Origin of the sequence: Nitrosomonas sp., assembly GCF_024282095.1 — a bacterium.
Lineage (GTDB): Bacteria > Pseudomonadota > Gammaproteobacteria > Burkholderiales > Nitrosomonadaceae > Nitrosomonas.
Map to the genome: position 1 here is coordinate 16,756 of NZ_JAMWZS010000019.1, position 25,007 is coordinate 41,762.

Genomic DNA, 25,007 nt, shown 5'->3' on the forward strand with positions numbered 1-25,007 from the left:
AGGATTTTGTTTAAAATAACAAAGAATTTAAATTCGATTTTGCAATTCAAAATTAGAATTACCTAACAATATTTCGCCCCATCAAGAAAATGCGTTACTGGCTCATGAAATCGGAACCCTATGAATTCAGCATCGATGATTTTGCAGCACTACCCAATCAAACAGTTGCGTGGGAAGGTGTGCGCAATTATCAATCGCGCAATTTTATGCGCAATCAAATGACCATTGGCGATCAGGTTTTTTTCTATCACTCGTGCTGTAAGGATCCCGGCATCATGGGCATCGCAACGGTCAGCAAACCCGCTTATCCGGATGCTACGCAATTTAATCCCGGCAATAAATATTTTGACCCTAAAGCGACGCTCAACAATCCACGCTGGTTCAATGTTGAAATTACTCTGGTACAAAAAACCCGCCTCATTGCAATCAAGGAACTCAGGCAATACCAGCAACTGCAAAAAATGCGGGTACTACAGACAGGTAATCGTTTATCGATCACCCCGGTTGATCCGGCAGAATGGCAATTCATTATGGCTATCCTGTAATACAAAACCAGGTATTTCTGTTTTCCCTTCAATCTTATAAGGTCCGATTAAATGGAATGGTGGCTTATTTATCTGCTTACGGGTGCATTTGTAGGTTTTTTTGCCGGATTGCTAGGCATTGGCGGCGGACTCATCATCGTGCCCGTGCTGATTGCCATATTCACAGCGCAAGACTTCCCGGCCGACCGCATCATCCATCTGGCATTGGGGACCACGATGGCCACCATCATATTCACGTCAGCCGCCAGCTTGCGCACGCATCATCGACATCATGCGGTGGATTGGCAGATTGTTAAAAATATCACACCCGGCATTTTTGTGGGTACTTTCGGCGGCGCCGCCTTGGCAAGCTCGATGACGGGTCAGTTATTAAGCATCATTTTTGTCATTTTTATTTTTTATGCCGCCACGCAAATGTTGTTACAATTCCGCCCCAGCCCTATTTTTCAGCTGCCGGGAAAAATCGGCATGTTTTTTATCGGCAGCATCATCGGTACACTCTCCAGTCTGGTTGCCATTGGTGGCGGATTATTGTCGGTACCGTTTTTAACACTGTGCAACGTGAAACTTCAGCATGCCATCGGCACCGCGGCAGCCATCGGTTTCCCCATTGCACTGGCTGGCACGGCGGGCTATATCACGAACGGCTACCTTCAACCGGAAACACTACCGGAATATAGTCTGGGTTATGTGTATTTGCCGGCATTAGCCTGGCTGGTACTGGCCAGTATGCTGACAGCGCCGCTGGGTGCGAAACTTACGCACTCCACCAAAACCGCCATTTTAAGAACGATTTTTGTGGTGCTGTTGTATAGCCTGGGCATCAGGATGCTCATGAGCCTGATATGAATTCACCTGAAATCACTCGACGCAGAAGACTTACCCATGCTTGATATCGCTTTCGACACCATTGTGATGCGCCCCTATGTGTTCACTTTTTTTGCGGCATTTCTACTGATCTGTGTGCCGCATGTCGGCTGGCGCAAAACGCTTATTTTCACCGTCGCCGCATACTTGATCGCTTTCATATCGGAGAAACTCTCCATCACCACCGGGTTTCCCTACGGCTGGTATTATTACCTGGACAGCACAAGCCATCGGGAACTGTGGATCTGGGGGGTACCTTTCTTCGACTCACTCTCTTATGTCTTTCTGACTTACTGTAGCTACACCACGGCGTTATTCATCCTATCGCCCTTAGCGACACGCGGTCTTGATCTAATTACATTGGAAACCCGTGCCATCCGTCATTCATGGGCTGCTCTGGTGCTGGGTGCTTTCTTGCAGACCTTTCTAGACATCATCATCGATCCGCTGGCACTGCAGGGCAATCGCTGGTTTCTCGGGCAGATATACGGCTATCACGAGCCAGGACTGCATTTTGGCGTACCGATCTCAAACTACGCTGGTTGGTTGTTAACCAGTTTTGCGCTGGTAGCCGTGTTCCAATTGATAGACCGCAAACGCGAAGAAAAGACGCCGTACGGAATATTTGCGATACCGTTCCGCTCGCTGCTGGGGCCGATGCTCTATCTGTCGGTACTTATCTTCAACTGGGTGGTAGCGCTGTGGATTGGTGAAAATCTGATCGCACTGACCGGCATTTTTATATTTACGCTACCAATTCTCATGGTAACGATCCTGGCTGTTGCACGAGTGAATCGCTACCGTGAGGAAGAATTGCAGGAACATTTGAAAGATTATCCCTGGTCGCCTCTCAACAGGTCTAAAGAATGAACGTTCACGCTGTTCAGAAGGCATCACTTTTCACCACTGTCCGGTTAACTTTTACAGTAGAGACATCTGAATATCCGGCGGGTGATTAAGGTTAGGCGGATCTCCCCGCAATAACCCCGGATTTTTCATTAGGAATTTCAAGGCGAAAAAATGAGTACGAATTTCGCCGGAAACCCCCATACGCGTCGGCTAAACGACGCGTCTTATTCTGGTTCCATTTTAAAATTATCATTTGGATTTGGTTCAAAATGATGTTCCAAGTACTGTTTGATCATTTCATCTGTCATCTGCTCTGCTGTCGCGTAAAAATACCCGTGCGTCCAAAAATGCCTGCCCCAGTACCTCTTTTCTTCAGGTGAGGAAACTCTGCGTACAGATAGCTCGATGTACGTCCTTTAATCCGCCTCATAATTTCACTTGGTGCCATCTCCGGGGGGTAACTCACCAGTATATGTACGTGATCCTTACGCACTACACCACTCACTATCTTGATTTCAAATGCTTCACACGTCTGACGAACCAATTCTCGAACTCGCTCTGCTACTTCTCCTGTCAGAACCTTGTATCGATACTTCGTTACCCAGACAAAATGATATTCAATCTGATAAACCGTATGACTTCCATATCTATAATCCATGCCACACCTCCTGTACAGCATATTTTCTCAGCTAAAGCTGACCGGCTAAAGCCAGTGGTTTTAACCTTATGATGGACAATAAAAGTATCAACCCGATACCTGTAAGCTAATGCGACCAGATAGTCGAAACATTAGAACTTCAAGCAACTTGCAGCCAGCCAGAAAATTTAGCTGAATAACTTGTATAAATCGCTGTTACTAAGGTATAGTTCGCACTCTGCCATATAAGTCCAAGCAGGAGAGTGCGCTGAATGTTTAAGCGCCGCCGAAGGCGTAACCCCCCCGGAATCGCTCAGGCACGGTCAAGCAAAACTTGTTCCCTGAGAACCGCTTGTGACAGGCAATCTGGAGAGCGCCGAGAAATTACTTTTGGCCACCGAAGGGGCACACAGATGCTAATCTGTAAATCTCTCAGGTAAAAAGGACAGAGGGGCGTGAAGTCATTTGAAATAAAATGACTTTTTTTTATTTTCGGGAGAATAATCCGTGCTGAAAATGACACCCCTTAATCAAACCCACCGTGACATGAATGCCAAAATGGTGGATTTTGGTGGCTGGGATATGCCACTGCATTACGGCTCACAGTTAGACGAACACCATAAAGTACGCCAAGATGCCGGCATGTTTGATGTATCTCACATGCTTCCAGTCGATATCAAAGGTGACAATGTGCGCAGCTTTTTGCGTCGCTTGGTCGCCAACAACGTTGATAAATTGACACTTCCCGGCAAAGCACTGTATTCCTGTATGCTGACCCCACAGGGCGGCATCATTGATGACCTGATTATCTACTTTCTGTCTGAAACCTGGTTTCGCATCGTCGTAAATGCCGGCACGGCCGACAAAGATGTTGCCTGGATGTTGAAACAACGTGATGCACTCGCACCCCATCTGGAAATTACCCCGCGGCGCGATCTCGCCATGGTCGCCGTACAAGGTCCCAATGCCCGTACCAAGGTCTGGCAGGTGATTCCAGGTTCACAATCTGCAACAGAAGAATTAAAGTTGTTTCAATCCACCGTAGTGGATCAGTATTTTATTGCACGCACAGGCTATACCGGCGAAGATGGTTTTGAAATTATTCTGCCTGCCGCCGATGCACCGGCATTCTGGAAAGCGTTACATGCAGTCGGTGTTGCGCCTGCCGGATTAGGCGCCCGTGACACGTTACGCCTGGAAGCAGGGATGAATTTGTACGGTCAGGATATGGATGAAACCAAGAATCCATTAGAATCCGGTCTGGCATGGACCGTTGATCTAAAAAGCGAACGAGATTTCATTGGCAAACAGGCATTATTAGACGCCCTTGTGACGCAACAACTCATAGGTTTGGTGTTGATTGATCGCGGTGTGCTGCGCAGCCATCAGCAAGTCGTCGGTCAACAGAATGGCGTAGAATATCAAGGTGAAATAACCAGCGGTGGATTCTCGCCAACCATGAATCAGTCTATCGCCTTGGCACGCTTACCGGTACAGATAGCCGTCGGCGATGAAGTCGACGTGCTGGTGCGAGATAAGAAGTTACGCGCCAAAGTGGTAAAATACCCGTTCGTGCGCAACGGAAAAGCATTGGTTTAATTCAAAGCTGCAACAAAAATATTACTTTAATCTGGAGTGAAAAATGAGTATTCCAACAAATTTAAAATATAGCAAATCCCATGAATGGGTGAAACCTGAGGCCGATGGCACGGTCACTGTTGGGATTACCCATCATGCGCAGGAATTGCTCGGCGATATGGTATTTATCGAATTACCGGAAGTTGGGCGTACACTTAAACAAAAAGAAGAATGCGCAGTTGCTGAATCCGTCAAAGCAGCCGCTGATGTGTATTCTCCGATTTCCGGCGAAGTCATCGCTGTCAACTCCCCATTGGTCGATGAACCAGGAAAAATTAATGAAGATGCTTATTCTTCCTGGCTATTTAAATTGAAACCGAGCAATACTGCTGAACTGGATGGGTTACTCGATGCTGCAACCTATACCGAATTAGTTGAAAACGAAGATCACTAAAATCATATTTGCGTTAAGACTTCAATTCACTCGCCTACTTTAATACTTTAAGTTTTTTAAATAAATCATGCCGTTTATTCCACATACCCAAGAAGATATCGCCGAAATGCTCGCCAGCATTGGCGCAAAGACTATTGAAGAGCTTTTTGATGAGATTCCCAAAGATTTAATCAGCGGCGAGTTAACAGGCGTCCCGCCCGGACTCAGTGAAATGGAAATCACCCGACTGATGATGGAACGCGCCGGACAAGATGGGCTTTATCAAAATTTCATCGGCGCAGGCGCGTATGAACATCACATCCCTGCGGCAGTCTGGCAAATTACCACGCGCGGTGAGTTTTATTCTTCTTATACACCGTATCAAGCCGAAGCCAGCCAAGGAACCTTGCAGCTATTGTATGAATACCAAACCATGATGGCTTCGCTGACTGGCATGGATGTGTCAAACGCCAGTATGTATGACGGCGCAACCGCGTTGGCTGAAGCTGCGCTGATGGCTGTTCGTTCGCACAAGACATCGCGGCGCATTCTGATCCCGCAAACAGTACATCCGATTTACAGGCAGGTCGTCCGTGCGATTGTCAGCAATCAAAAAATTGAAGTGGTCGAACTGCCATTTTGCACCGACTGCGGGCAAATTCTACCGGAATCTCTCGCAAATTCAGTGCACGAGGAATTCGCCGCGCTGGTCATTCCACAACCCAATTTCTTTGGTGTGTTGGAACAAGTAGACGCATTGACTGACTGGGCGCACAGTAAAAATGCTTTTGCCATCGGTGTCGTCAATCCAACCGCACTCGCCTTACTGACTCCACCGGGCGAATGGGGTAGCAAAGGTGCCGATATTGCTGTCGGTGAAGGTCAACCATTGGGTATCCCACTTTCCAGCGGCGGTCCCTACTTTGGCTTTATGGCTTGTAAAAATGAGCTAGTACGCCAAATGCCCGGACGTATCATCGGCCGCACTACCGATCTGGATAACAAAGAAGGCTTTGTGCTGACATTACAGGCGCGTGAACAACATATCCGCCGTTCCAAAGCCACCTCCAATATTTGTACCAATCAAGGATTGATGGTAACCGCCGCCACTATTTATATGTCCTTGGTAGGACCGGAAGGTCTGCGCCGAATTGCGGCACAATCGCATGCCAACACACTGGAACTGGTTGAACAGTTGGAAAAAATAAATGGTGTGAAAAGAGCATTCAGTGGACCGATATTCCACGAGGCTGCACTGACCCTGCCTGCACCGGTCGCAAAAGTATTATCCCAATTAAAACAAAAAGGCATACTCGGCGGACTCGATTTACAAGCGTATTATCCTGAATTGGGTAACACACTATTGGCTTGTGTCACAGAAACCAAGACCGCTGCTGATTTACAGAATTATGCTGAAACCTTAAAACAAGCACTCAGTTGATCAACAACAATTGATACTTATTCGGAACGTATTATTTTTCAATTCTAATATTTGTCGTTAAGGAAAAAATTATGGTTACTCTTAAAGGAAACCCCATCAAAATTGAAGGTACTTTTCCCAAAGTCGGACAAAAAGCGCCTCCCTTCTCTCTTGTGAATAGAGATCTGCAAGATGTCACGCTGGCTAATTATGCCGGCAAAAAGAAAGTACTCAATATCGTTCCGAGCCTGGATACGCCGGTATGCGCGATTTCGACGCGCAAATTCAACCAGCAGGCGAGCAATATGAATAATACCGTCGTGCTGATCATTGCAGCGGATTTGCCTTTTGCCATGAGTCGCTTCTGCGATGCCGAAAGTCTGGATAAGGTGATTACGCTGTCGACCATGCGTGGTGCTAATTTCATGAAAGATTACGGGGTGTTGATCGCAGACAGCCCATTTGCCGGTATCACGGCGCGTGCAGTGATTGTTCTGGATGAATCCGATACTATTATTCATGCCGAACTGGTTCCGGAAATCGCCGATGAACCAAATTATGAAGCAGCCTTAGCTGCCTTAAAATAAATTAACGCTTTACCCATACATCATGCTGATATTTGAACACTCACGCCCAGGGCGCCGCAATTACTCTCAGTCACCGGCAACACCGGCAGGTAAGTCCAAGATTCCACAAAACTTGCTGCGCAAATCGCCAGTACTGCTGCCGGAAGTCTCTGAGATGGATACGGTGCGTCATTACACCCGTTTATCACAAAAGAACTTCTCCATTGACACCGAATTCTATCCACTGGGTTCGTGCACGATGAAATACAATCCCCGCGCGTGTAATTCATTGGCCATGCTGCCACAATATTTGTCCCGACATCCCCTCGCACCGGAAGACACGGGACAAGGTTTCCTGGCCTGCATGTATGAATTACAGGAAACGTTAAAAGCTGTCACCGGTATGGCCGGCGTCAGCTTGACGCCAATGGCCGGCGCGCAAGGTGAATTGATCGGTGTCATGATGATTCGCGCGTATCACGAATCGCGCGGCGATTTTGCCCGCACCGAAATCATTGTGCCGGATGCGGCGCATGGCACTAACCCGGCTACTGCTGTGATGTGCGGTTTCAAAGTGGTGGAAATCGCTACCGACAAAGAAGGCAATGTGGATCTGGACGCGCTGAAAGCTGCGGTTGGACCGCAAACAGCCGGATTGATGCTGACCAATCCTTCCACATTGGGCGTATTTGAGAAGAATGTCGCTGAAATGAGTCGTGTCGTGCATCAAGTCGGCGGATTGCTGTATTACGATGGTGCTAATCTGAACGCCGTACTGGGTAAAGTGAAACCGGGTGATATGGGATTTGACGTAATTCACATCAATCTGCATAAAACCTTTTCCACGCCGCATGGCGGCGGTGGACCAGGTTCTGCACCCGTAGGCGTAGCCGAGCGTTTGTTACCGTTTATGCCCGTTCCGATTGTCGCGAAGGAAGGCGATACCTATCGTTGGGTCACTGAGAAAGAAAAACCCCAGTCGATTGGTCGGTTATCCGCTCATATGGGTAATGCCGGTGTTTTGTTGCGTGCGTATATCTATATTCGCTTGCTAGGCATGCACGGCATGCACCGCATTTCCGAATTTGCCACACTGAATGCCAATTATCTGATGGCCGAACTCAGTAAAGCAGGTTTTGAAATCGCCTACCCGACACGCCGCGCCAGTCATGAATTTATTGTCACCATGAAAGATATCAAGGATAAAACCGGTGTCACTGCGATGAATCTGGCCAAACGGCTGCTGGATAAAGGCTATCACGCACCTACCACGTACTTCCCGATGCTGGTGCCTGAATGCTTATTGATCGAACCGGCTGAAACGGAATCCAAGGAAACGCTGGATGCGTTTGTCAAATCGATGAAAGAAATTCTGCAGGAAATCGAGCTGCAACCGGATATGGTAAAAGGCGCACCGCACACCATGCCGGTACGCAAACTGGATGATGTTAAAGCAGCACGCGAGCTGGATTTGGCCTGGAAACCCAGCGCCTAAAGGTAGAATCAGCGCATTTCATTCTCAGTATCACGGCAGGAAAACACAGATTTACCGAATCATTAGCATTTCTGTGCAGTCTGCCGTGACTGTTCATCCCCTCTAATCATCACTATCTATCAAAAACTATGCGCACACTGATTTGTGGTTCGATCGCTTACGATAATATTATGGTCTTCCCGGATTATTTTAAGAATCACATCCTACCGGATAAAATTCACGTACTGAATGTCGCGTTCCTGGTTCCTGAAATGCGCCGCGAATTCGGTGGATGCGCGGGTAATATCGCCTACAATTTGAAGATGCTCGGTGGTGAACCTGTGATGATGGCTACTGTCGGTGACGACTATGCACCCTACGCCGCGCGGTTTGAACAATTACACTTGACCCAAAGTCATGTGCGGCATGTTCCTGATACATTCACTGCGCAAGCATTCATCACTACCGATTTGGATGACAACCAGATCACCGCTTTTCATCCCGGCGCGATGAATTTTTCGCACCTGAATTCCGTGCCGGATGCCGGTGATATTCGGCTAGGTATTATCGCGCCGGACGGACGTGACGGCATGATGCAGCACGCCCGCGAATTTCACGCAGCCGGTATTCCGTTTGTTTTTGATCCGGGCCAGGGTTTGCCGATGTATAACGGTGAAGAGCTATTGGATTTCATCGATAAAGCGGATTACATCGCTGTCAACGACTATGAAGGTCAGATGCTGCAAGACCGCACAGGACGCAATCTTGAATCTCTGGCAAATAAAGCCAAAGCGCTGATCATCACATTAGGCGCGCAAGGTTCCATCATCTACGCCAATGGCAAACAATTCGACATCCCCTGCGTCAAACCCCGCGAAATCATCGATCCTACCGGCTGCGGCGATGCTTATCGCGCCGGCTTATTGTACGGTATCGTCAATAACTTGGATTGGCAAACGACAGGACAACTCGGCGCGCTGATGGGCGCCCTGAAAATCGCCCAACGCGGCGGACAGAATCATCAATTTACTCGTGATGAAATTGATCAATACTATTTTGAGAATTTTGGTGCTCGTATTTTTTAGAGGAATGCTGCGCCTACAAAAGGACAATTTCTCATACCGAAAGACTGTTGCTTAAATGTTGAACCAATCGCTCACTGACAGACCGTTGAAAAACTCTCTCCGCGTTGCCGCCGTGGTACTAAAAACAGGCCAAAATACCCATCGATCGAACATGAATGCGCTTTTTTTACCCGTTTCTGCCTTGCAGCAACTGTGCTTCAAATACGTTTTTCAACAACCTGCTAACACCAGTCAAATCCTATTTTTTTATTTCCTCAGCGACTGCTTCCACGCCTTTCTGAATTTCCTTGGAGGCGTCTTTGACAGCATCACTCACATCTTCAGCCGCATCGCGAACTTTCTCGTTCGGACGACGATCCAGTGCGTCATTGACTTTATCCACCACTTTCTCAGAGGCAGTGGTTGGTTTTTGTTCGCAGGCAGTCAATATCGCCAATAGTAATGCACCCATCATAAAATAATGTAATTTCATGTGACTCTCGCTCCCTTGAGTTCTAGTGGTTGAAGCGCACAGTATATCAATTATGATTATGAAAATGCATCAATTGAATATCCGCAGAACAATCAATTCTCTTAGATGGCATTAAAAACGGTTTTTTAACCGCTACCCGACATCATTCACCCAAGCTCAATCCATACCGGTTGGTGATCGGAAGCTTCCGTCGCAACATCAATGCCGTACACTTTGAGATGATCCACCAATCCATCAGTGATAAAAATAAAATCGAAGCACTCAGGCCGATCAACAAAATTCACCGGGTGAATGCCCACAGTTGGCGTATGCGGTGTAGCGGGATGCGCTAGCGACCAAGCATCATGAAAACTCGGCGTGCCGTCGCCGAAAGGCGCGAGAATTTGCGCGCGCTCAGGCGCTGTCGCTGGGAAATTCAAGTCACCGCACAATAACGCTTCCGCCGGTCTGGAAAAAACTTCAAAGGTTCCCCCTTGTTCTTCTGGCAGAAATTTACGCTGCGACATGGCCCAGGCTTCACGATGCAGGCGACGAATCGCATCAATCTGAATTTCACGCTGACGCTGCGAGTAATACTCAAGATGCGTGGTCATCACGCGCAACGCACCGATATCGGTCGTTATGACAGCCTCCACCAGCATCCGCTGCATGCTGGGTAGCGCTAATTCCGCTTGCCAGGGCAGCAAATGCCGCCACACCTGACCGACCGGGCAGCGGGTAAAAATAGCATTGCCAAACAGGCTTCGACCGCCACCCCTTGCCGGCACATCCGTAGCTACACCATAAATCGGCGTGTAGCCAGGTAATCCAGCCGATAATTCAGCCATCTGATCTTCGCCTTTGCCGCCCGGCAAACCGGGAAAATTAACCGCGACTTCCTGCAGGCAAATAACATCGAAATCACCCAATTGATGGATAGTCTGCAGAATACGCGAAAGATCGACTCGCCCATCCATGCCCCTTCCCCATTGAATATTCCAGCTTAACAATTTCATAGTTTTTCCTTTTTCAATGCCATCCTGATACGATGAACAGCCATCGTTACTATAATTGGAAGGCGAAATAAATTCATCTGCAAATGATTAAAGCGTTGCACGCGTTGATGACACTTAAGCGATTATTGCTGATATTACTATTATGCGTCACTCCGCATACCGCTTCGGCAACCCGATTCGACCACACGATATGGGATGAATTGCTGCGGGAGCATGTTCATATGATGAATCAAGGACAAGCCAGCCGTGTCCATTACGCCGGATTTGCGTTGTATCATGGTCAGTTGAGAAAGTATTTAGACCAACTCTCAAAAGTCAGGAAAAGTGATTTCTCAGATTGGGATAAATCCGAACAACTGGCTTTTTTAATCAACGCCTACAACGCAGCTACTGTAGAAATGATTCTACGCAGTTATGCTTCGATCGCTACCTTGAGAGCCTATGCGCCGGTTACGTTTTCATGGAAATATCGTTTAATTTCCATGCTGAAGAACCAGCGGAAACTGAATTTTATCTCCCTGTTCGGAGAATTCCTTTCATTAGATCATCTTGAGGAAGACATCATCCGCAGGCCGGGGAATTATGACGAACCGCGTATTCATTTTGCGCTCAATCGTGCGTCTATCGACTGCCCGGCACTACGCAATCGCGCATACACCGGTATAGAATTAGAAGAACAATTGGAAGCGGCGACACGCGCTTTTCTGGCGGATCGATCACGCAACCGCTATAACGAAGAAGCCGAGAAACTCGAAGTCTCGGAAATTTTTAATTGGTATGCCGAGGATTTTGAACGTGGCTGGCGAGGCTGGTCCAGCCTGGCGCAATTCTTTGCACACTATCGCGATAGCCTTGCCGATACCCCGCGCGCAAAAGAATTACTCACCACCGAAAATTTAGACATTAAATTTCTGGAATTTAACTGGATGCTTAACGAAAAACAATGATTCAAACAGTTGCCACAAGCGCAGCGATCATTTCCAGTGATCATAATATTCAAATATATCTCATACATATTTTATGTAATAATCATTTTGCTTTCTGGAATGACTGGAAAAATTTCAATAACATAATCAATATATTAATTTTTCCTGCTGATCTTGAAGTAGATTTTTCGAAGTTCAACTTAACTGTAAGGTGATAACTATGAGTCCTTTTCTTGGTGAATTGATAGGTACTTTTATTTTAGTTTTATTGGGTAACGGTGTCGTTGCCAACGTGGTGCTGAATAAATCCAAAGGCAATAATGCCGGATGGTTAACGATTGCAGCCGGTTGGGGCGTTGCGCTTTTCGTGGCGGTTTATGCCGTGGCCGCTTCCAGCGGTGCGCATTTAAACCCTGCGGTAAGCATCGGTCTCGCTGCTGCAGGCAAGTTTGCGTGGAACGATGTACCGATTTATGCGCTCGGGCAAATGCTGGGCGCTATGCTGGGTGCATTGATGGTGTGGATTACCTATCGTCAGCATTTTGATGCAACGACTGATCCCAATATGCAGTTAGCTGCATTTTGTTCGGCACCAGCCATCCGCAGCCCATTCAATAATATGATTACCGAAGCAGTCGGCACATTCATGCTGGTGTTCGGTGTGATGATGATGACCTCACCACAGGCGAGCCTGGGCTCATTGGATGCGTTACCGGCTGCTTTGCTGCTGTTTGGTATCGGCCTGTCATTAGGCGGGCCCACCGGCTTTGCCGTCAACCCTGCCCGTGATCTGGGGCCACGCATCATGCATGCGATTCTCCCGATGACCAACAAGCGCGACAGCGATTGGGGCTATGCAATGGTACCGGTAGTGGGTGGTATTATCGGCGGATTGATTGCCGCGGTGGTTTATTCGGCACTGTAGAATTTTTCTGATTTACATTGAATGCGAAACAGGAACTTTGGTTCCTGTTTCTTTAGCAGATAAGAAACACGGTCGCATTTTGAACTTGTTTTTTAACACCGCAGATCGTTTCTCAACGACCTGTCAAATCAAGCCCGCACACTCTCCCACAGTTTCTGTAATCGTTTGAGCGAAACCGGCTGCGGGGTTTTTAATTCCTGTGCGAACAGTGAAACACGCAATTCCTCGATCTGCCAACGAAATTCATCCAGATTCTCATCCATCAATCCGATCTTCCGGTGTTTTTCCAAACGTTGCAAATATTGCTGCCAGAGCGCGGCGATTTCCAGGCTGTTTTGCGCATCGCGTTCAGGATTGTTGGAGAATTTCTCCAAGCGCAGCGACATGCCTTTCACATAGCGTGGAAACTGTTGCAATCTTTGCCAGGATGTCTGGCTAAGAAACCCGGGGTAAATCAAGTTCTCAAGCTGGTCATTCAGCTCATTCCTGACGCGATGAATGCGGGTCGTTGCCAGTCGTTCCATCAGGATTTGATAGTCATTGCCAATCTGCTGCAGCAAACGAGCAAGCGCTGCGGACACTTCCGGCAGGCGGCTCTTGGCCCTTTGGCAGTGCGCAGCAAATTCGGATTCGTTACGCGGCAGCGCATCATCGCTGAGCAAAGCGCAATCGACGATGGCATTCAACATATCCTGTTTCAAATCCCCCGGATTCATTCGCGTGGTCAGTTGCATTGCGGCCTGTTTGAGTCCCGGCAGATTCTTTTCCAGTTGCTTGAGCTGGTCTTTCAGCGCCAGACACAGCAATCGCCTAACGCCCGCGCGCATTGCGCTATCCGCCGCTGCGGATGTATCAAATAAGCGAATAACGACGCTGTCGGTCTGGTCGACCAATGCGGGATAACCCGTCAATTGTTGATTATTGCGCTGGAATGTCACGGTTACGGGTAAGTCGCCAAAATCCCATTGCGTGATGTGATCGCGCTCGATGCTGATTTTGTCGCTCTCCGCGCCTCGTTTGACAAAGGTCATTTGCGCGGCTTTGCCCAATTGCAGTTGCAGTTCGGTCAGGTCACGGCTCATCGCCAGTTCCTGCCCGGCATCATCGACGACTTGGATGTTCATGCGCAGATGAACCGGCATGTCTTGGATGTTCCAAGTTTCCGGCGCAACCGATAGCGTGGTTTTGCGTAAAATGAATTGCGCCAAAGCATCTTGTAATGACACCGGCTGCAGAGCGTTCGTTTGCCGTTCCAGAAACGCTGTGACCGATTCCGGCAATGGCACCAGCATGCGGCGGATCTGCTTGGGAAGCGCCTTAAAATACCAGGTGACTTTGTCGCGAATCAGGCCGGGCACCAGATAATCCAATTGCCGGGTATCCAATCGATTGAGCAACGGCAGTGGCACGCACACGGTCACACCATCCAGCGCGTGACCGGGATCAAAACGGTAAGTCAACGGCAGTACGCTGCCGTCCGGCAATGTCATGATTTCCGGAAACTGCACCTCGGTAATATGGCCGGCCGCATGGCGCATCAGCAACTCGCGCTGCAGATAAAGCACATGCGGATTCTGCTGTTCGGCTTGTTTGCGCCACTTCTCAAACCCCGCACCGTTGATGATTTTTTGCGGAATAATGGCATCATAGAAAGCAAAAATTTCCTGCTCATCGACCAGCACATCCTGGCGCCGCGCTTTATGTTCCAGTTCCTCGATGTCATGAATCAATGCCTGATTGTGCACAAAGAACGGCGCATCCGTCACATACTCGCCGGCAATCAGCGCCGAGCGAATGAAAATCTCGCGTGATTCTTCGGGATTGATGGTGCCGTAATGAACCGTGCGCTTGGGAACGATGATCAAGCCATACAATGTGACGCGCTCAAAAACCATCACTTGCGCCTGTTTCTTTTCCCAATGCGGATCAAAGTGATGCTTCTTGCACAAATTCCCGGCAATTCTCTCCAACCACACCGGATCGATCCGGGCCACGCAACGCGCATACAATTTGCTGGTTTCAACCAATTCCGCCGCAACCACCCATTTGGTTTTAGCCTTTCTCAGGGTTGAGCCGGGAAAAATGGCGAACTTGATACCGCGGGCGCCCAGATATTCCCCCTCCTTCTCGGTTTTAAACCCGATGTTGCCGAGCAATCCTGCCAGCAATGCACGATGAATCTCATCATAACCCGCCGGAATTTCATTGGGTTTGAGCCCCAATTCACTCATCAGCACGTGCAGTTGGCCATGAATTTCACGCCATTCGCGCAATCGCCGGTACGACAGGAAGTGCTCACGGCAATGCGCGATCAGTTTGCGGGTGGACTTTTTATGCTTGAGCAATTCATCAAAAAAATCCCATAATTTCAGATAAGACAGAAAATCCGAGCGCTCATCGATAAAACGAAGGTGTGCGCGATCAGCCGCGGCCTGATGTTCAAACGGCCGGTCACGCGGGTCTTGCAAACTCAGTGCGGCCGCAATAATCAGTATTTCATGCAGGCAGTTTTCATGTTTTGCCGCCAGAATCATGCGGGAAATTTTGGGATCGATTGGAAATTTCGCCAAGCGCCAGCCAATCGCGGTCAATTGACGATTGTCATCGACCGCCCCGAGTTCCGCCAGCAATTGATAGCCGTCGGCAATCATTCGTGGCGACGGCGGTTCCAGAAACGGAAAACTTTCCACATCACCGATCTTCAGCGATTTCATGCGTAAAATCACCGCCGCCAATGAAGATCTCAGGATTTCCGGATCGGTAAATTCGGGCCGCCCCTGATAATCCTGTTCTGCATATAAACAAATACAAACGCCATTGGCAATGCGACCACAGCGTCCTGCCCGTTGATTGGCCGACGCACGGGAAATCTTCTCCACCAGCAATTGTTCAACCTTGTTGCGATAACTGTAGCGATTGATGCGCGCCCAGCCGGTATCAATGACGTAGTGAATACCCGGAACAGTCAGTGACGTTTCAGCAACATTGGTGGACAATACGATGCGACGCGTACTGCCGGGTTGGAATATGCGTTCCTGCTCGGTAAACGATAAGCGTGCAAAGAGCGGCAATATCTCCACCCCGGACAATCCCGGACGCAAGCGGTCGAAATGGTGCTTGCGCAAGGTTTCGGCAGTTTCCCGAATTTCGCGCTCGCCGGGTAAAAAAATCAGAATATCTCCCGGACCGCATGCAATCAGCTCATCGACCGCGTTGACAATAGCCTGCTGCATATCGCCATCTTCTTCGTCATCGACAACCAACGGACGGTAAGAGATTTCTACCGGATACAATCTCCCGGTCACTTCAATCACCGGCGCATCATTAAAATGCCGGGAAAAACGCTGCGCATCGATAGTGGCGGAAGTGACAATGAGCTTGAGGTCAGGCCGTTTCGGCAATAACTGGCTGATGTAACCAAGCAGAAAATCGATATTCAGATTGCGTTCGTGCGCTTCATCGATAATCAGTGTGTCATAAGCCTGCAACAGCGGATCACCCTGTGTTTCCGCCAGCAAAATGCCATCGGTCATCAGTTTGATATAGCTGTCAGAACTGATTTTGTCGGAAAAGCGGATTTTGTAGCCAACTGCCTGCCCCAGCGGACTTTTCAGCTCATCCGCAATGCGCGCAGCAACCGTGCGGGCCGCGATACGCCGTGGTTGCGTGTGCCCGATCATGCCGGTGACACCGCGCTTGAGTTCCAGGCAGATTTTAGGGATTTGCGTGGTTTTGCCGGATCCCGTCTCGCCACAGATGATCACCACCTGATGATTCTCTATCGCACGCTTGATTTCATCCCGCCGGGCATGCACGGGCAAGTCTTCCGTATACGTTGGGCAGGGAAGATGGGCAAGCCGCCTTGTAATCACATCGGGAGAAAATTTTTTCATAGGAATATCGATTGCATGCCGGTATCAATTAACGGTCTGACGATCAAGCAGTTTTTTAGCGGGCGGTATTGTCGCATTTGTTGACATCATTTGTCTTGCTCGTTTCTTAATTTCCATTAAAATACATAATGATAACTCACAACAAATTGGGAGCGAGCAAAATTTGAAGCAAAACCTTGGCTCTTTCTTTGTTCTGCCCAAAGCATACAAGGTATGCTAAGGTTATATTGTGCTCGAAGGGGACGGGTGTTATTGTGCCTACCGTTAGCTTTACGTTATGTTTCATCAAACTGAGAGGTGCAACACAATGAGTACCAAAGCGCTATTGGATGCGGCGATGAAACTCAAACCCGAGGAACGGCTCAGCCTAGTGGAAGGGCTGATCCAAAGTCTAGACGAGCCAGACAAGAGGCTGGATGAAATCTGGACAGAGGAATCAGAGAGACGGCTGAAAGCTTATCGGGAGGGGAAACTGGAAGGAATCCCGATGGAGGAAATATTTAAGGAAGAATGATGCGCGTCATTTTCACCAGGCTCGCGAAGCAAGAATTGGAGGACGCTGTCCGGTTCTACGAACTCGAATATTCAGAGCTTGGGCGCAAGTTCAAGGAAGAAGTAAGAAAGGCCGTGCTCCGAATTGCCGCGTACCCGGAAGGCTGGTCCATAGTACGTGGTGATGTAAGAAAATGCCTGCTACATAAGTTTCCATACAAGCTGCTCTACGCTGTAGACGAGAACCATATTCTTATCATCGCGGTGGCGCACCAACATCGGAAACCAGACTACTGGCTTGATAAACATGAAACATAGCAAGCCCATACAATCGACGCCAGAAAACGGCGCGGTTGATGAAGCAACAAGGGAGCAAGTCACGAATTGAGAATATAGTCGATAAATTAGGTATCATTTTTTTAGCGGTTTTGTGATGTACGCACCACCTGCTTCGGATTCGTGATTCGATACCTGACCCTGACTGTGCGATACAGATGGATATCAAAGGCAAGAAGGCCCATACAAAGAAATGGATAAGAAGCAACTAGACCAAGAACGCAAGCTTCATGAAGAGGCAATTAAGAAAATACAGCGCGAGGAAAAGCAGCGTTATGACCGCTAATGGGCGGCTCGAGAAGGATGCTACAACAGTCGGCTTTGCCGCCTCGCCTGTTTCCTCGCCCCTCAAGCTAAACGTTAGGGCTTATATGCGCCAAGTTCTTCTCTTTGTCGTATTGGTAATCAACATACAGTGCGCTGTTGCGGGTCAGCTTCCTTGCTTGGCTGGCGACATCGAAGAAACCATTCTCATCAGTTTACCGGGGTATGACAATGAAGTCGGATTGAAGGGTGCAGAAGGCGAGCAAGCCCGCTTGAATGCGGCGGTTTCAAGTTGCATTCGGGGCTATCGCATCTGTCTCCTGACTATTGACGGGAAGATGTTGAAAGCTAACTCCTTATCTGAAATTTCAGTTAAGGGTAGGTCAATTGTCTGGGGGGTTAATCAGATTTTGGCTACTAAGAACCGCTCCTATTGCGTCACCGCCTTTGTAGCTGGTCCAACTGAAGACATTGGGCCCGTGGTGGACTTATCGAACATTTACTCCAAATGGCGGTTGGATGGACGAGGAAATGCCTGACGAACCCGGCCTCCCCAAGACCTCTACACAATTTTTCCAGAAGACCTCCCAATCATTCCAACTATTTCTCACGCGAATTAGGGAAACACTTGCGGAGCCTAGCTTCAAAGACGGCGAGTATGGATATCGAGTTGGCGAAGAGCCCTAAACCCTGCGGTCAACACGGGCGCTCCGCCGAAAAACCGACGGAGCACCAGCACCGGTTACCTCCAACATTGGGCTTCAGCATGAACTCTGCGCCGCCCTCCATTGCCGCAAAGATCTCGGTCTTCGCTTTTGGCATGTTATCACTTGTGGGTGGATGGATCATCGTTCTGCTCGGAGGCTTCTTTCATGCCCCTGCGAAGTTCTCGTCTTCCGTAATTTTCGTGAGTGTCCCGTCCGCCGCCGCGATGGCGATGCTTCAGTTCACTGCTGGCGCACTCGCACTGTTCTGGTTGTGTCGGCTGCGATTTACAACGGTGTCAGCTTGCCTCATTTCGCTCGGCGTGGCATTCGGCCTGCCCGCGCTCTACCTAATTACTCAATTGAGAAAGCACGAGCACTGTGGTTGCCACAAAAACCGGTCGCTGCCTAACTGGTCGTTCAACCGGACTCGTAGCGGCAAGGCACCCTGGCCGCTGTGCGCCGATTAGCTCCAGCGTTATGGCTCAGACTTATCGTGCAATCGTGAAAGGGCTATATCATAGATTTCATTTCGGTCACGCTTGCCAGCTACAATCACGGTTATTGTTATGGTTTTGTCTTCAATCGAATAAACGAGACGATAGCCAAGTTGTCGCAGTTTTATCTTGTAAATGTTTTTGGCACCGGATAATGCGGCGGACAGAACATGAGGATTGTCTAATCGTTCTTTTAGTTTCTTTTTAAATTGGTCTTTAACGGTGTGACCTAGTTTTTCCCATTCTTTGAGCGCAGATTTTTTGAATTCCAGCTTATAGGTCATCCAGCGAAACCCTGACAGCCGGTTCGTCTATGCGCTCTTTTACCAGTTTCAGCAATTCTATATCGTCAAGCAACTCCATCATTGCTTCATAGGCGGCGGCTGGCACACAGTAAAAGGCGGGTTCATTGCGGTTCAACACGGCAATGGGCATGCCGTTGCCACTGGCGACAACTTTCATGGGGTTGGTCTTGAGTTCAGAGATACTAGCAGCAATTTCTGTGAGTATTTGATGTGTCATGGTTTTGTGACTCAGAAATTAATCAACAAGACCTAATTATAGGTTCTTTAAATGGTCTCGTAAAGGCCACAACAAGTCATTCAAGCGGAACCGCTGACGCGGCCCGCTTAACTCGAGCGTTAGCAGTCATATGCCAGATTCCTTCAACACTATCATGGATGAGCTTACAAACCGAAAGCATCCAATTTCTGGACCACACAACAAGGGGACAGGTCACGAATTGAGAATATAGCCGATGAATTAGGTATAATTTTTTTTAGCGATCTTGTGATGTGCGCATCACCTGCTCCGGCACCTGATCTTGGCTATGGAAAAAACAGAAAAAACTGGGCTATTTGTCACCAATACAATTTATGCAGCAATACTATGCAAATCTACTCGCTGCTTAAACCGATTGATTCCATTTTTGCCAGCACCTATCAGTTTCTTCCTACTGAACGACAAATTCTACAAGTGCATCAGTAATTTGATTCTCAAGTTGCCTACATGAATCACCACTACAATTTTGTAGTTGCTCAAGCGCATCTGCAAGTAAAGCGGAGGAAGCGCTTGTTAAACGATCTACAATATTAAAACGGAGACCAGGGTCAAGTTGGGTATCGAAAAGCTCCCGAAAAGGTAGTCCTGTAGACCCAGGATATTCAAGATAAGTGTAGCTTTTTAATCTTATTCCACTGCGCTCATTGATCTCGGATTCAAGTAGAAAAGATTTTCTAAAAAAACTAGCCTTCCTTTCTGGTGATTCTATCAATGGTTGCAGCGATCGACCATCGTAACTATTCGCTGGCACTGAAACTTTAGCTAGCCCCAGAATTGTTGGAAAAAAATCAAGATTGGTTACAAGATCATCACGCACAAAGCCATGCCCAACATTGGGCCCGCTAATCGCAAATGGGACATGATGCGCTTGATCATACAATGCTCCCTTTCCCGAGAATATGCGATGATCACCAAAATAGAAACCATTATCTGATGTGAAAATAATATAGGTTTCCTTTCCTCTCGGATGTTGTTGTAATTGATCAATCAACTTACCTATCATTTCATCTAATGATTGTAAGGACTGAATGCGCAGGCGAAAATTGCTATCAATCCATTCGATATCGGCTGGTAGTAATTGAGGGCTTTGTCGGACAGCCCATGCCTTCTTGGAAACGTCTTCCTGATTAAATGATGCAGACCTGGGTGCTTTTAAACCTCCAAATAGATTGTCGTGTCGTGGCGCTGGTATTGGGTCTTTTGTTCCTACTGATGCATGTGGGGCAACTGGAGAAATCATCATATAAAAAGGAGAATTACCTTGAAGCACCATGTTAAGGTGACTAACAACTTGACCCGCCATAACATCCGTTACATAGTCCGCCGGAGTATTGCCATAACTCACAACCGCTCCGTTTTCATTAAGCTGATAATCATAATATCGAATATTTCCCAAAAGTGTATGCCAATGATCCCAGCCCGGCGGAATATAATTGAATGGCACTAAGGTGCTAAACCCTTATCCATTAAGGTACTTGCCAAAGTGTGCAGTAGTATAACCTGCAGATTTTAGCTTAACAGCCATAGCCTGTGTTTCCAGTCCACGCCGAAAGAAGCCTTCGAAACCACCATCTGGTTTATTATTAGTTCTAACTCCGGTATTTTTGGAATATCGCCCTGTCATAATAGATGAGCGTGATGGGCAACATATTGCATGCGTTACAAATGCATTGGTGAATCGTACCCCGTTAATTGCAAAATACTCCTGTGTTCTTGGCATAAAACGAAATTCATCGTATGTCATGTCATCAGCGAGTACAAATATAAAATTTGGTTGTGCCATTGCGGCAAAAGGTATCCACGTAATTAGCAAATAGATTACTAAGCTTAGTATTCGTGAAGAAATTTCCAATCTTATACTCCTAAAATAGATCGATAGTGTCTGTGGATGCATGATAACTTATTGAGAATCATTAAGAAAACTCTGATTAAGTCATTTATTTCAGTTTTGATGACAAAGCTATCGGCAAAGTAGCTAATATTGGAACATAGCACATAAGGGGTCAGGTCGCGAATAAAAAAATGTGCGTACACGATCACCTGTTTCGGTTTGGTGATTCGGCACCTGATCCTAGTTGTAGTTACCCAAAAAACTCACAATAACTTGCCTTTGTCATTCCGAACAGAGTGAGGAATCTTTGGCAATCAATACCATAGATTTCTCACTCTGTTCGAAATGACAGTTATTCAGAGTTTCCCTAAAGAATCGGGTTTATGTTGATAAACAAGGTGCACTTGGTACAGCAGGTAAACACCCGCCAAATTCCATTATTCCCCTTTTTCTTTCAGAATTTCCATGAAATCAGTTAGGGCGATGGCCGTAATCTCATGCGGTAGCGGAAATCTGTCCTTCCCGGCATAAATGACAAACTTTTTTTGCGGTTTGATATCTTCGCACGCTTCATGAAATCCACGCCCCAAGCTAAACGATGTCCCTTTTTTAATTTCTATTGCCCATCGCTCATTCACACCGAATTCCAACACAAGATCAATCTCAGCCCCACCTGCCGTTCGATAGTAATAGGACCTTACGCGTGGCGGTAACACAGAAACGATATTTTCTATGACAAGCCCTTCCCAGCTTTTGCCGACGACCGGATGTCCCAGTAGATCATTATAAGAACTGATATTCAGCAGTGCATGCGTGATACCACTATCACGTACATAAATCCTGGGCGATTTGACCAGGCGCTTTTTAATATTGGCCGTATAGGGTTGTATTTTACGGATTAGCAGTAAATCAACCAGAAGATCAATATAACGCGCTACGGTGACACTTGAAACTTCGATATTGGCTGCGAGCTTCGCGGCATTAATATTGGTTCCCTGGCTATGCGCGAGCATGGTCCAGAATCTTCCTAACGTTTCCGCAGGAACTCTTGGCCCTAATTGCGGAATATCCCGTTCAAGGTAAGTTCTGATGAAATCATAGCGCCAGTTCAAGCTGGTTTCATCATTACCTGTCAACAGGCTGTCTGGAAAACCGCCCTTCAGCCAGAGATCATTGACGGCTTCGTCATATTGAGCACTTTCTGCATATTCCAGGACATTCACCGGGAACATTTCGATATAAGCAATACGTCCGGCCAAAGTTTCACTGGATTGTTGAAGCAGATCAATGGAGGCTGAGCCTAAAAACAAAAATTGCCCTACCCTGTTACCTTTTCTGCGTTGTTGATCAATGAGTCCACGGATCGGCGCAAAAATATCCGGCAATCGTTGTACTTCGTCCAGAATAATCAGCTTATCGCTGTTTGCTTTGTGGAAAGCTTCAATGTGTTGAGCTTTCTGCAGATCGAGCCGGTTTTCCAGATCAAGATAAACCGCTGGAATAGTATCTGCAATATCAAGAGCAAGCGTTGTTTTGCCTACCTGGCGTGGCCCCATCAGCGCCACAGATGAATTAGTTGCCAAGGCAGAACGAATTTTATCTTTAAGGTGTCGTTTTATCATCCATGCATTTATAACATTGCATGTTATAAATGCATAGTTATTTTTTGAATCTGTAAATGATAATAGTATTTTATGGGCGTTCCGGCGATGCATCGCCAGCATCGAGTACGCTTCTCAACAACTTGTTAATCAGCTTCTTTCTGCATTATGTCTTGAAACAATTCTGAACTGATCAACCGATCCAACCATGCAATCAGATGATGATAGTGAGAGGCATAAAACCAATCCGGATTGACATTGGAAAATTGCCGGATGAATGGAAAAATCGCCATGTCCGCCAGCGTGTAGCGGCCAGCCAGCAGATAGCCATCGTTACTCAAGCGTGACTCCAATTCAACCAGAAAGGGTTCGGCTTGCTCAAGGTGGTAGGATTCAGGGTGCTGCGGATAGCGCACGGCATATTTATACAGATCCAGTTTCGGCTTAAACGATTCATCATTGTGTTGGATCAATGACATCATTTCAGCGGTTACCGCCGGATCGTCATCCAGCCAGCGTTCAGGATCATTCTGCGCCAACGCCCAGTGCATGATATCCAGACTTTGTTCGAGCACGCGGCCATCGGCAAGCCTTAACACCGGCACCGTGCCTTTGGGCGAACATGCCAGCATTTCCTTCGGCTTGGCGCGCAAACTGACTTCCTGTGTGTCCACTTCCACGCCACTGACTTTGATCGCCAGCCTGGCGCGGATTGCAAAAGGGCAACGGCGAAAGCTGTAGAGCAACGGTTTCATTTTGAGAATCAATTAAATCAAGATATAAAACAGCTAAGCGGCGGCATGATTCTGGTCCCGATTTTTTTTGATCAAATCGTAGGCGGTCTGCACTTCTTTGGCTTGTTCGGTTGCCACTGCGATCATTTCCTCCGGCACGCCCTGCCCCATCAATTTATCCGGATGATATTGACTCATCAACTTGCGGTAAGCACGCTTGATTTCCTGGTCGGTACTGTCTTTACTGACACCCAATGCTTTATACGCATCATCCAGCGCACTGGCCGATGTGCTCTGCCCCCCGGCAAAATGCATTTGATTCAGCACCATGTCGAGCAATTGATTGAATGCGGCATGGCTATAGCCCAGGCGACCGGCGACCACGTGCAGTAACTCTTCTTCGGCGGAATTCAAATGCCCATCGGATAATCCCATGATAATCAGATAAACCAACAGCATCTGCTTCAGGTTATTGGAATGACCGCATATCGCAAGGAATTCATTCATCTTGGGATGAATGTCGTAATCCGCCGCAGCGCCTTGCTTGAACAACGCGATTGCCCTGAGCCGATGCTCGGGCGTCATACCCAGTTTTTGCATGAATTGCTCTACATGCGACACTTCCGTTTCTGAAACGCGGCCATCCGCCTTAGCCAATTTACCCATTAAAACAAAAGCAGTTTCGAGAAAAACCGACTGACGGCGCGTCGTATTAAACGGATTCATTCCGCTCGGCCCCAGCGCTTTGAATCGATCAATGAAGCTGCCGACGAAATACCCCAGGAAAATGCCCAAAAAACCAAGCATGAAGAAGCCGACTAAGGCGCCAAGTATTCTAAACAATGGAATTCCAGATTGAGTGATAAAAGCGGTAATTATAACGAATTGTCAATCGGCAAAACTGTTTTGAGACTTGCTTAATCACCTAGGAGAGATGTATCAAAGCTCCTAGGAAACCTCTGAATAACCGCCATTTCGCGTCTGGAGAGAAGTCTATCCTGTTGATTCAGAAAGATTCCTCACCACATTCGGAATGACAACGATGCGTTATTCAGAGACTCTCTTAGGATTCTTGCGCCCACTGTTCCGGCGTCAGTGTTCTCATGGATAGCGCATGAACCTCCTGCTTCATCTTATCGCCCAGCGATTTATACACCAATTGATGCTGCTGAACTGTATTCTTTCCGTTAAATTCAGCACTGACAATCAGTGCATTGAAGTGGCGCCCGTCATCACCCTCGACCTGCACGTGCTCACACGGCAGTGATGATTCAATCGTCGTTTTTATATTTTCTGCTGTAATCATTTTAGTCTCCATCATA

General features: G+C 47.6%; 24 protein-coding genes, 2 pseudogenes and 1 riboswitch. Of the genes and pseudogenes, 15 read left to right on the forward strand and 11 right to left on the reverse strand.

What is annotated here, in order from left to right; all coding sequences use genetic code 11:
* Window positions 1-89: 89 nt before the first annotated feature.
* The 3 genes from Q0K92_RS07140 to Q0K92_RS07150 are packed head-to-tail and all read left to right on the forward strand — an operon-like array spanning window position 90 to window position 2,282.
* Entirely contained in the window at window positions 90-545 is a 456-nt protein-coding gene (locus tag Q0K92_RS07140; protein ID WP_297325120.1) for an EVE domain-containing protein, read from the forward strand.
* A 51-nt stretch (window positions 546-596) separates the two neighbouring features.
* The gene (locus Q0K92_RS07145) at window positions 597-1,394 is read left to right on the forward strand and encodes a sulfite exporter TauE/SafE family protein (RefSeq protein WP_297325121.1); all 798 of its coding nucleotides are present in this window, start codon (window positions 597-599) and stop codon (window positions 1,392-1,394) included.
* 36 nt (window positions 1,395-1,430) lie between these two features.
* Window positions 1,431-2,282 carry a carotenoid biosynthesis protein gene (locus Q0K92_RS07150; RefSeq protein ID WP_297325122.1) on the forward strand — a complete coding sequence of 284 codons (852 nt, stop codon included), beginning with the start codon at window positions 1,431-1,433 and terminating at the stop codon, window positions 2,280-2,282.
* Window positions 2,283-2,485: 203 nt separating this feature from the next.
* Here the strand turns inward: Q0K92_RS07150 and tnpA are convergent.
* A pseudogene (gene tnpA / locus Q0K92_RS07155) lies at window positions 2,486-2,919 on the reverse strand (IS200/IS605 family transposase).
* Window positions 2,920-3,254: 335 nt separating this feature from the next.
* Window positions 3,255-3,357, forward strand: a riboswitch (glycine riboswitch).
* 48 nt (window positions 3,358-3,405) lie between these two features.
* Between tnpA and gcvT the strand changes: the two are divergent.
* The 6 genes from gcvT (at window position 3,406) to Q0K92_RS07185 (ending at window position 9,454) form a co-directional block, all read left to right on the forward strand.
* Window positions 3,406-4,497, forward strand: a complete 1,092-nt coding sequence (gene gcvT / locus Q0K92_RS07160; protein ID WP_297325123.1) for a glycine cleavage system aminomethyltransferase GcvT — start codon at window positions 3,406-3,408, stop codon at window positions 4,495-4,497.
* 43 nt (window positions 4,498-4,540) lie between these two features.
* On the forward strand, window positions 4,541-4,930 hold the full coding sequence (gene gcvH, locus Q0K92_RS07165; protein ID WP_297325124.1) for a glycine cleavage system protein GcvH: 390 nt from the start codon (window positions 4,541-4,543) through the stop codon (window positions 4,928-4,930).
* A gap of 67 nt (window positions 4,931-4,997) precedes the next feature.
* Entirely contained in the window at window positions 4,998-6,350 is a 1,353-nt protein-coding gene (gene gcvPA, locus Q0K92_RS07170) for an aminomethyl-transferring glycine dehydrogenase subunit GcvPA (protein ID WP_297325125.1), read from the forward strand.
* 71 nt (window positions 6,351-6,421) lie between these two features.
* Window positions 6,422-6,916 carry a thiol peroxidase gene (gene tpx, locus Q0K92_RS07175; RefSeq protein WP_297325126.1) on the forward strand — a complete coding sequence of 165 codons (495 nt, stop codon included), beginning with the start codon at window positions 6,422-6,424 and terminating at the stop codon, window positions 6,914-6,916.
* 22 nt (window positions 6,917-6,938) lie between these two features.
* The gene (gcvPB, locus tag Q0K92_RS07180; RefSeq protein ID WP_297325127.1) at window positions 6,939-8,390 is read left to right on the forward strand and encodes an aminomethyl-transferring glycine dehydrogenase subunit GcvPB; all 1,452 of its coding nucleotides are present in this window, start codon (window positions 6,939-6,941) and stop codon (window positions 8,388-8,390) included.
* A 128-nt stretch (window positions 8,391-8,518) separates the two neighbouring features.
* A complete protein-coding gene (locus Q0K92_RS07185) occupies window positions 8,519-9,454 on the forward strand; it encodes a carbohydrate kinase family protein (protein ID WP_297325128.1) in 936 nt (311 codons plus the stop codon).
* A 238-nt stretch (window positions 9,455-9,692) separates the two neighbouring features.
* Here the strand turns inward: Q0K92_RS07185 and Q0K92_RS07190 are convergent, their stop codons facing one another.
* A complete protein-coding gene (locus Q0K92_RS07190) occupies window positions 9,693-9,926 on the reverse strand; it encodes a hypothetical protein (protein WP_297325129.1) in 234 nt (77 codons plus the stop codon).
* Between the two features lie 146 nt (window positions 9,927-10,072).
* Entirely contained in the window at window positions 10,073-10,921 is an 849-nt protein-coding gene (locus tag Q0K92_RS07195; protein ID WP_297325130.1) for an endonuclease/exonuclease/phosphatase family protein, read from the reverse strand.
* 83 nt (window positions 10,922-11,004) lie between these two features.
* Between Q0K92_RS07195 and Q0K92_RS07200 the strand changes: the two genes are divergently transcribed.
* Together Q0K92_RS07200 and Q0K92_RS07205 are read left to right on the forward strand one after the other, a co-directional pair.
* Entirely contained in the window at window positions 11,005-11,868 is an 864-nt protein-coding gene (locus Q0K92_RS07200; RefSeq protein WP_297325131.1) for a DUF547 domain-containing protein, read from the forward strand.
* A gap of 199 nt (window positions 11,869-12,067) precedes the next feature.
* On the forward strand, window positions 12,068-12,772 hold the full coding sequence (locus tag Q0K92_RS07205) for an MIP/aquaporin family protein (protein ID WP_297325132.1): 705 nt from the start codon (window positions 12,068-12,070) through the stop codon (window positions 12,770-12,772).
* Between the two features lie 128 nt (window positions 12,773-12,900).
* On the opposite strand, the gene hrpA is transcribed toward Q0K92_RS07205, so the two are convergent.
* Window positions 12,901-16,665, reverse strand: a complete 3,765-nt coding sequence (gene hrpA, locus Q0K92_RS07210; protein WP_297325133.1) for an ATP-dependent RNA helicase HrpA — start codon at window positions 16,663-16,665, stop codon at window positions 12,901-12,903.
* Window positions 16,666-16,972: 307 nt separating this feature from the next.
* On the opposite strand from hrpA, the gene Q0K92_RS07215 reads away from it, so the two are divergent.
* The 4 genes from Q0K92_RS07215 to Q0K92_RS07230 all read left to right on the forward strand — a co-directional run bounded on the left by Q0K92_RS07215 (window position 16,973) and on the right by Q0K92_RS07230 (window position 18,931).
* Window positions 16,973-17,179 carry an addiction module protein gene (locus Q0K92_RS07215; protein WP_297325134.1) on the forward strand — a complete coding sequence of 69 codons (207 nt, stop codon included), beginning with the start codon at window positions 16,973-16,975 and terminating at the stop codon, window positions 17,177-17,179.
* Window positions 17,179-17,475, forward strand: a complete 297-nt coding sequence (locus Q0K92_RS07220) for a type II toxin-antitoxin system RelE/ParE family toxin (RefSeq protein WP_297325135.1) — start codon at window positions 17,179-17,181, stop codon at window positions 17,473-17,475. The genes Q0K92_RS07215 and Q0K92_RS07220 overlap by 1 nt, the downstream gene beginning before the upstream one ends.
* Window positions 17,476-17,768: 293 nt before the next feature.
* Window positions 17,769-18,296, forward strand: coding sequence for a hypothetical protein (locus Q0K92_RS07225; protein ID WP_297325136.1), 528 nt, complete (start codon window positions 17,769-17,771; stop codon window positions 18,294-18,296).
* Between the two features lie 119 nt (window positions 18,297-18,415).
* A complete protein-coding gene (locus tag Q0K92_RS07230) occupies window positions 18,416-18,931 on the forward strand; it encodes a hypothetical protein (protein ID WP_297325137.1) in 516 nt (171 codons plus the stop codon).
* Between the two features lie 8 nt (window positions 18,932-18,939).
* Here the strand turns inward: Q0K92_RS07230 and Q0K92_RS07235 are convergent, their stop codons facing one another.
* From Q0K92_RS07235 to Q0K92_RS07265, 7 genes and pseudogenes are all read right to left on the reverse strand, one after another.
* Window positions 18,940-19,242 carry a type II toxin-antitoxin system RelE/ParE family toxin gene (locus tag Q0K92_RS07235; RefSeq protein ID WP_297325138.1) on the reverse strand — a complete coding sequence of 101 codons (303 nt, stop codon included), beginning with the start codon at window positions 19,240-19,242 and terminating at the stop codon, window positions 18,940-18,942.
* The gene (locus tag Q0K92_RS07240) at window positions 19,232-19,480 is read right to left on the reverse strand and encodes a type II toxin-antitoxin system Phd/YefM family antitoxin (protein WP_297325139.1); all 249 of its coding nucleotides are present in this window, start codon (window positions 19,478-19,480) and stop codon (window positions 19,232-19,234) included. Before Q0K92_RS07240 ends, Q0K92_RS07235 begins: the two co-directional genes overlap by 11 nt.
* A 430-nt stretch (window positions 19,481-19,910) precedes the next feature.
* Window positions 19,911-21,413: pseudogene (locus Q0K92_RS07245) on the reverse strand (sulfatase).
* 374 nt (window positions 21,414-21,787) lie between these two features.
* Entirely contained in the window at window positions 21,788-22,933 is a 1,146-nt protein-coding gene (locus tag Q0K92_RS07250; protein ID WP_297325140.1) for an ATP-binding protein, read from the reverse strand.
* Between the two features lie 164 nt (window positions 22,934-23,097).
* Window positions 23,098-23,706 (reverse strand): glutathione S-transferase, encoded by a 609-nt coding sequence (locus tag Q0K92_RS07255; protein ID WP_297325141.1) that lies wholly within the window; start codon window positions 23,704-23,706, stop codon window positions 23,098-23,100.
* A gap of 33 nt (window positions 23,707-23,739) precedes the next feature.
* Entirely contained in the window at window positions 23,740-24,528 is a 789-nt protein-coding gene (djlA, locus tag Q0K92_RS07260) for a co-chaperone DjlA (RefSeq protein WP_297325142.1), read from the reverse strand.
* Between the two features lie 220 nt (window positions 24,529-24,748).
* Window positions 24,749-24,991, reverse strand: a complete 243-nt coding sequence (locus Q0K92_RS07265; RefSeq protein ID WP_297325143.1) for a BolA/IbaG family iron-sulfur metabolism protein — start codon at window positions 24,989-24,991, stop codon at window positions 24,749-24,751.
* Window positions 24,992-25,007: the final 16 nt, after the last annotated feature.

Coding starts and splice junctions, on each gene's coding strand:
- Q0K92_RS07140 (WP_297325120.1), top strand. CDS start 90: ATGCGTTACTGGCTCATGAAATCGGAACCCTATGAATTCAGCATCGAT.
- Q0K92_RS07145 (WP_297325121.1), top strand. CDS start 597: ATGGAATGGTGGCTTATTTATCTGCTTACGGGTGCATTTGTAGGTTTT.
- Q0K92_RS07150 (WP_297325122.1), top strand. CDS start 1,431: ATGCTTGATATCGCTTTCGACACCATTGTGATGCGCCCCTATGTGTTC.
- gcvH (WP_297325124.1), top strand. CDS start 4,541: ATGAGTATTCCAACAAATTTAAAATATAGCAAATCCCATGAATGGGTG.
- gcvPA (WP_297325125.1), top strand. CDS start 4,998: ATGCCGTTTATTCCACATACCCAAGAAGATATCGCCGAAATGCTCGCC.
- tpx (WP_297325126.1), top strand. CDS start 6,422: ATGGTTACTCTTAAAGGAAACCCCATCAAAATTGAAGGTACTTTTCCC.
- gcvPB (WP_297325127.1), top strand. CDS start 6,939: ATGCTGATATTTGAACACTCACGCCCAGGGCGCCGCAATTACTCTCAG.
- Q0K92_RS07185 (WP_297325128.1), top strand. CDS start 8,519: ATGCGCACACTGATTTGTGGTTCGATCGCTTACGATAATATTATGGTC.
- Q0K92_RS07190 (WP_297325129.1), bottom strand. CDS start 9,926: ATGAAATTACATTATTTTATGATGGGTGCATTACTATTGGCGATATTG.
- Q0K92_RS07195 (WP_297325130.1), bottom strand. CDS start 10,921: ATGAAATTGTTAAGCTGGAATATTCAATGGGGAAGGGGCATGGATGGG.
- Q0K92_RS07200 (WP_297325131.1), top strand. CDS start 11,005: ATGATTAAAGCGTTGCACGCGTTGATGACACTTAAGCGATTATTGCTG.
- Q0K92_RS07205 (WP_297325132.1), top strand. CDS start 12,068: ATGAGTCCTTTTCTTGGTGAATTGATAGGTACTTTTATTTTAGTTTTA.
- hrpA (WP_297325133.1), bottom strand. CDS start 16,665: ATGAAAAAATTTTCTCCCGATGTGATTACAAGGCGGCTTGCCCATCTT.
- Q0K92_RS07215 (WP_297325134.1), top strand. CDS start 16,973: ATGAGTACCAAAGCGCTATTGGATGCGGCGATGAAACTCAAACCCGAG.
- Q0K92_RS07220 (WP_297325135.1), top strand. CDS start 17,179: ATGCGCGTCATTTTCACCAGGCTCGCGAAGCAAGAATTGGAGGACGCT.
- Q0K92_RS07225 (WP_297325136.1), top strand. CDS start 17,769: ATGACCGCTAATGGGCGGCTCGAGAAGGATGCTACAACAGTCGGCTTT.
- Q0K92_RS07230 (WP_297325137.1), top strand. CDS start 18,416: ATGGATATCGAGTTGGCGAAGAGCCCTAAACCCTGCGGTCAACACGGG.
- Q0K92_RS07235 (WP_297325138.1), bottom strand. CDS start 19,242: ATGACCTATAAGCTGGAATTCAAAAAATCTGCGCTCAAAGAATGGGAA.
- Q0K92_RS07240 (WP_297325139.1), bottom strand. CDS start 19,480: ATGACACATCAAATACTCACAGAAATTGCTGCTAGTATCTCTGAACTC.
- Q0K92_RS07255 (WP_297325141.1), bottom strand. CDS start 23,706: ATGAAACCGTTGCTCTACAGCTTTCGCCGTTGCCCTTTTGCAATCCGC.
- Q0K92_RS07265 (WP_297325143.1), bottom strand. CDS start 24,991: ATGATTACAGCAGAAAATATAAAAACGACGATTGAATCATCACTGCCG.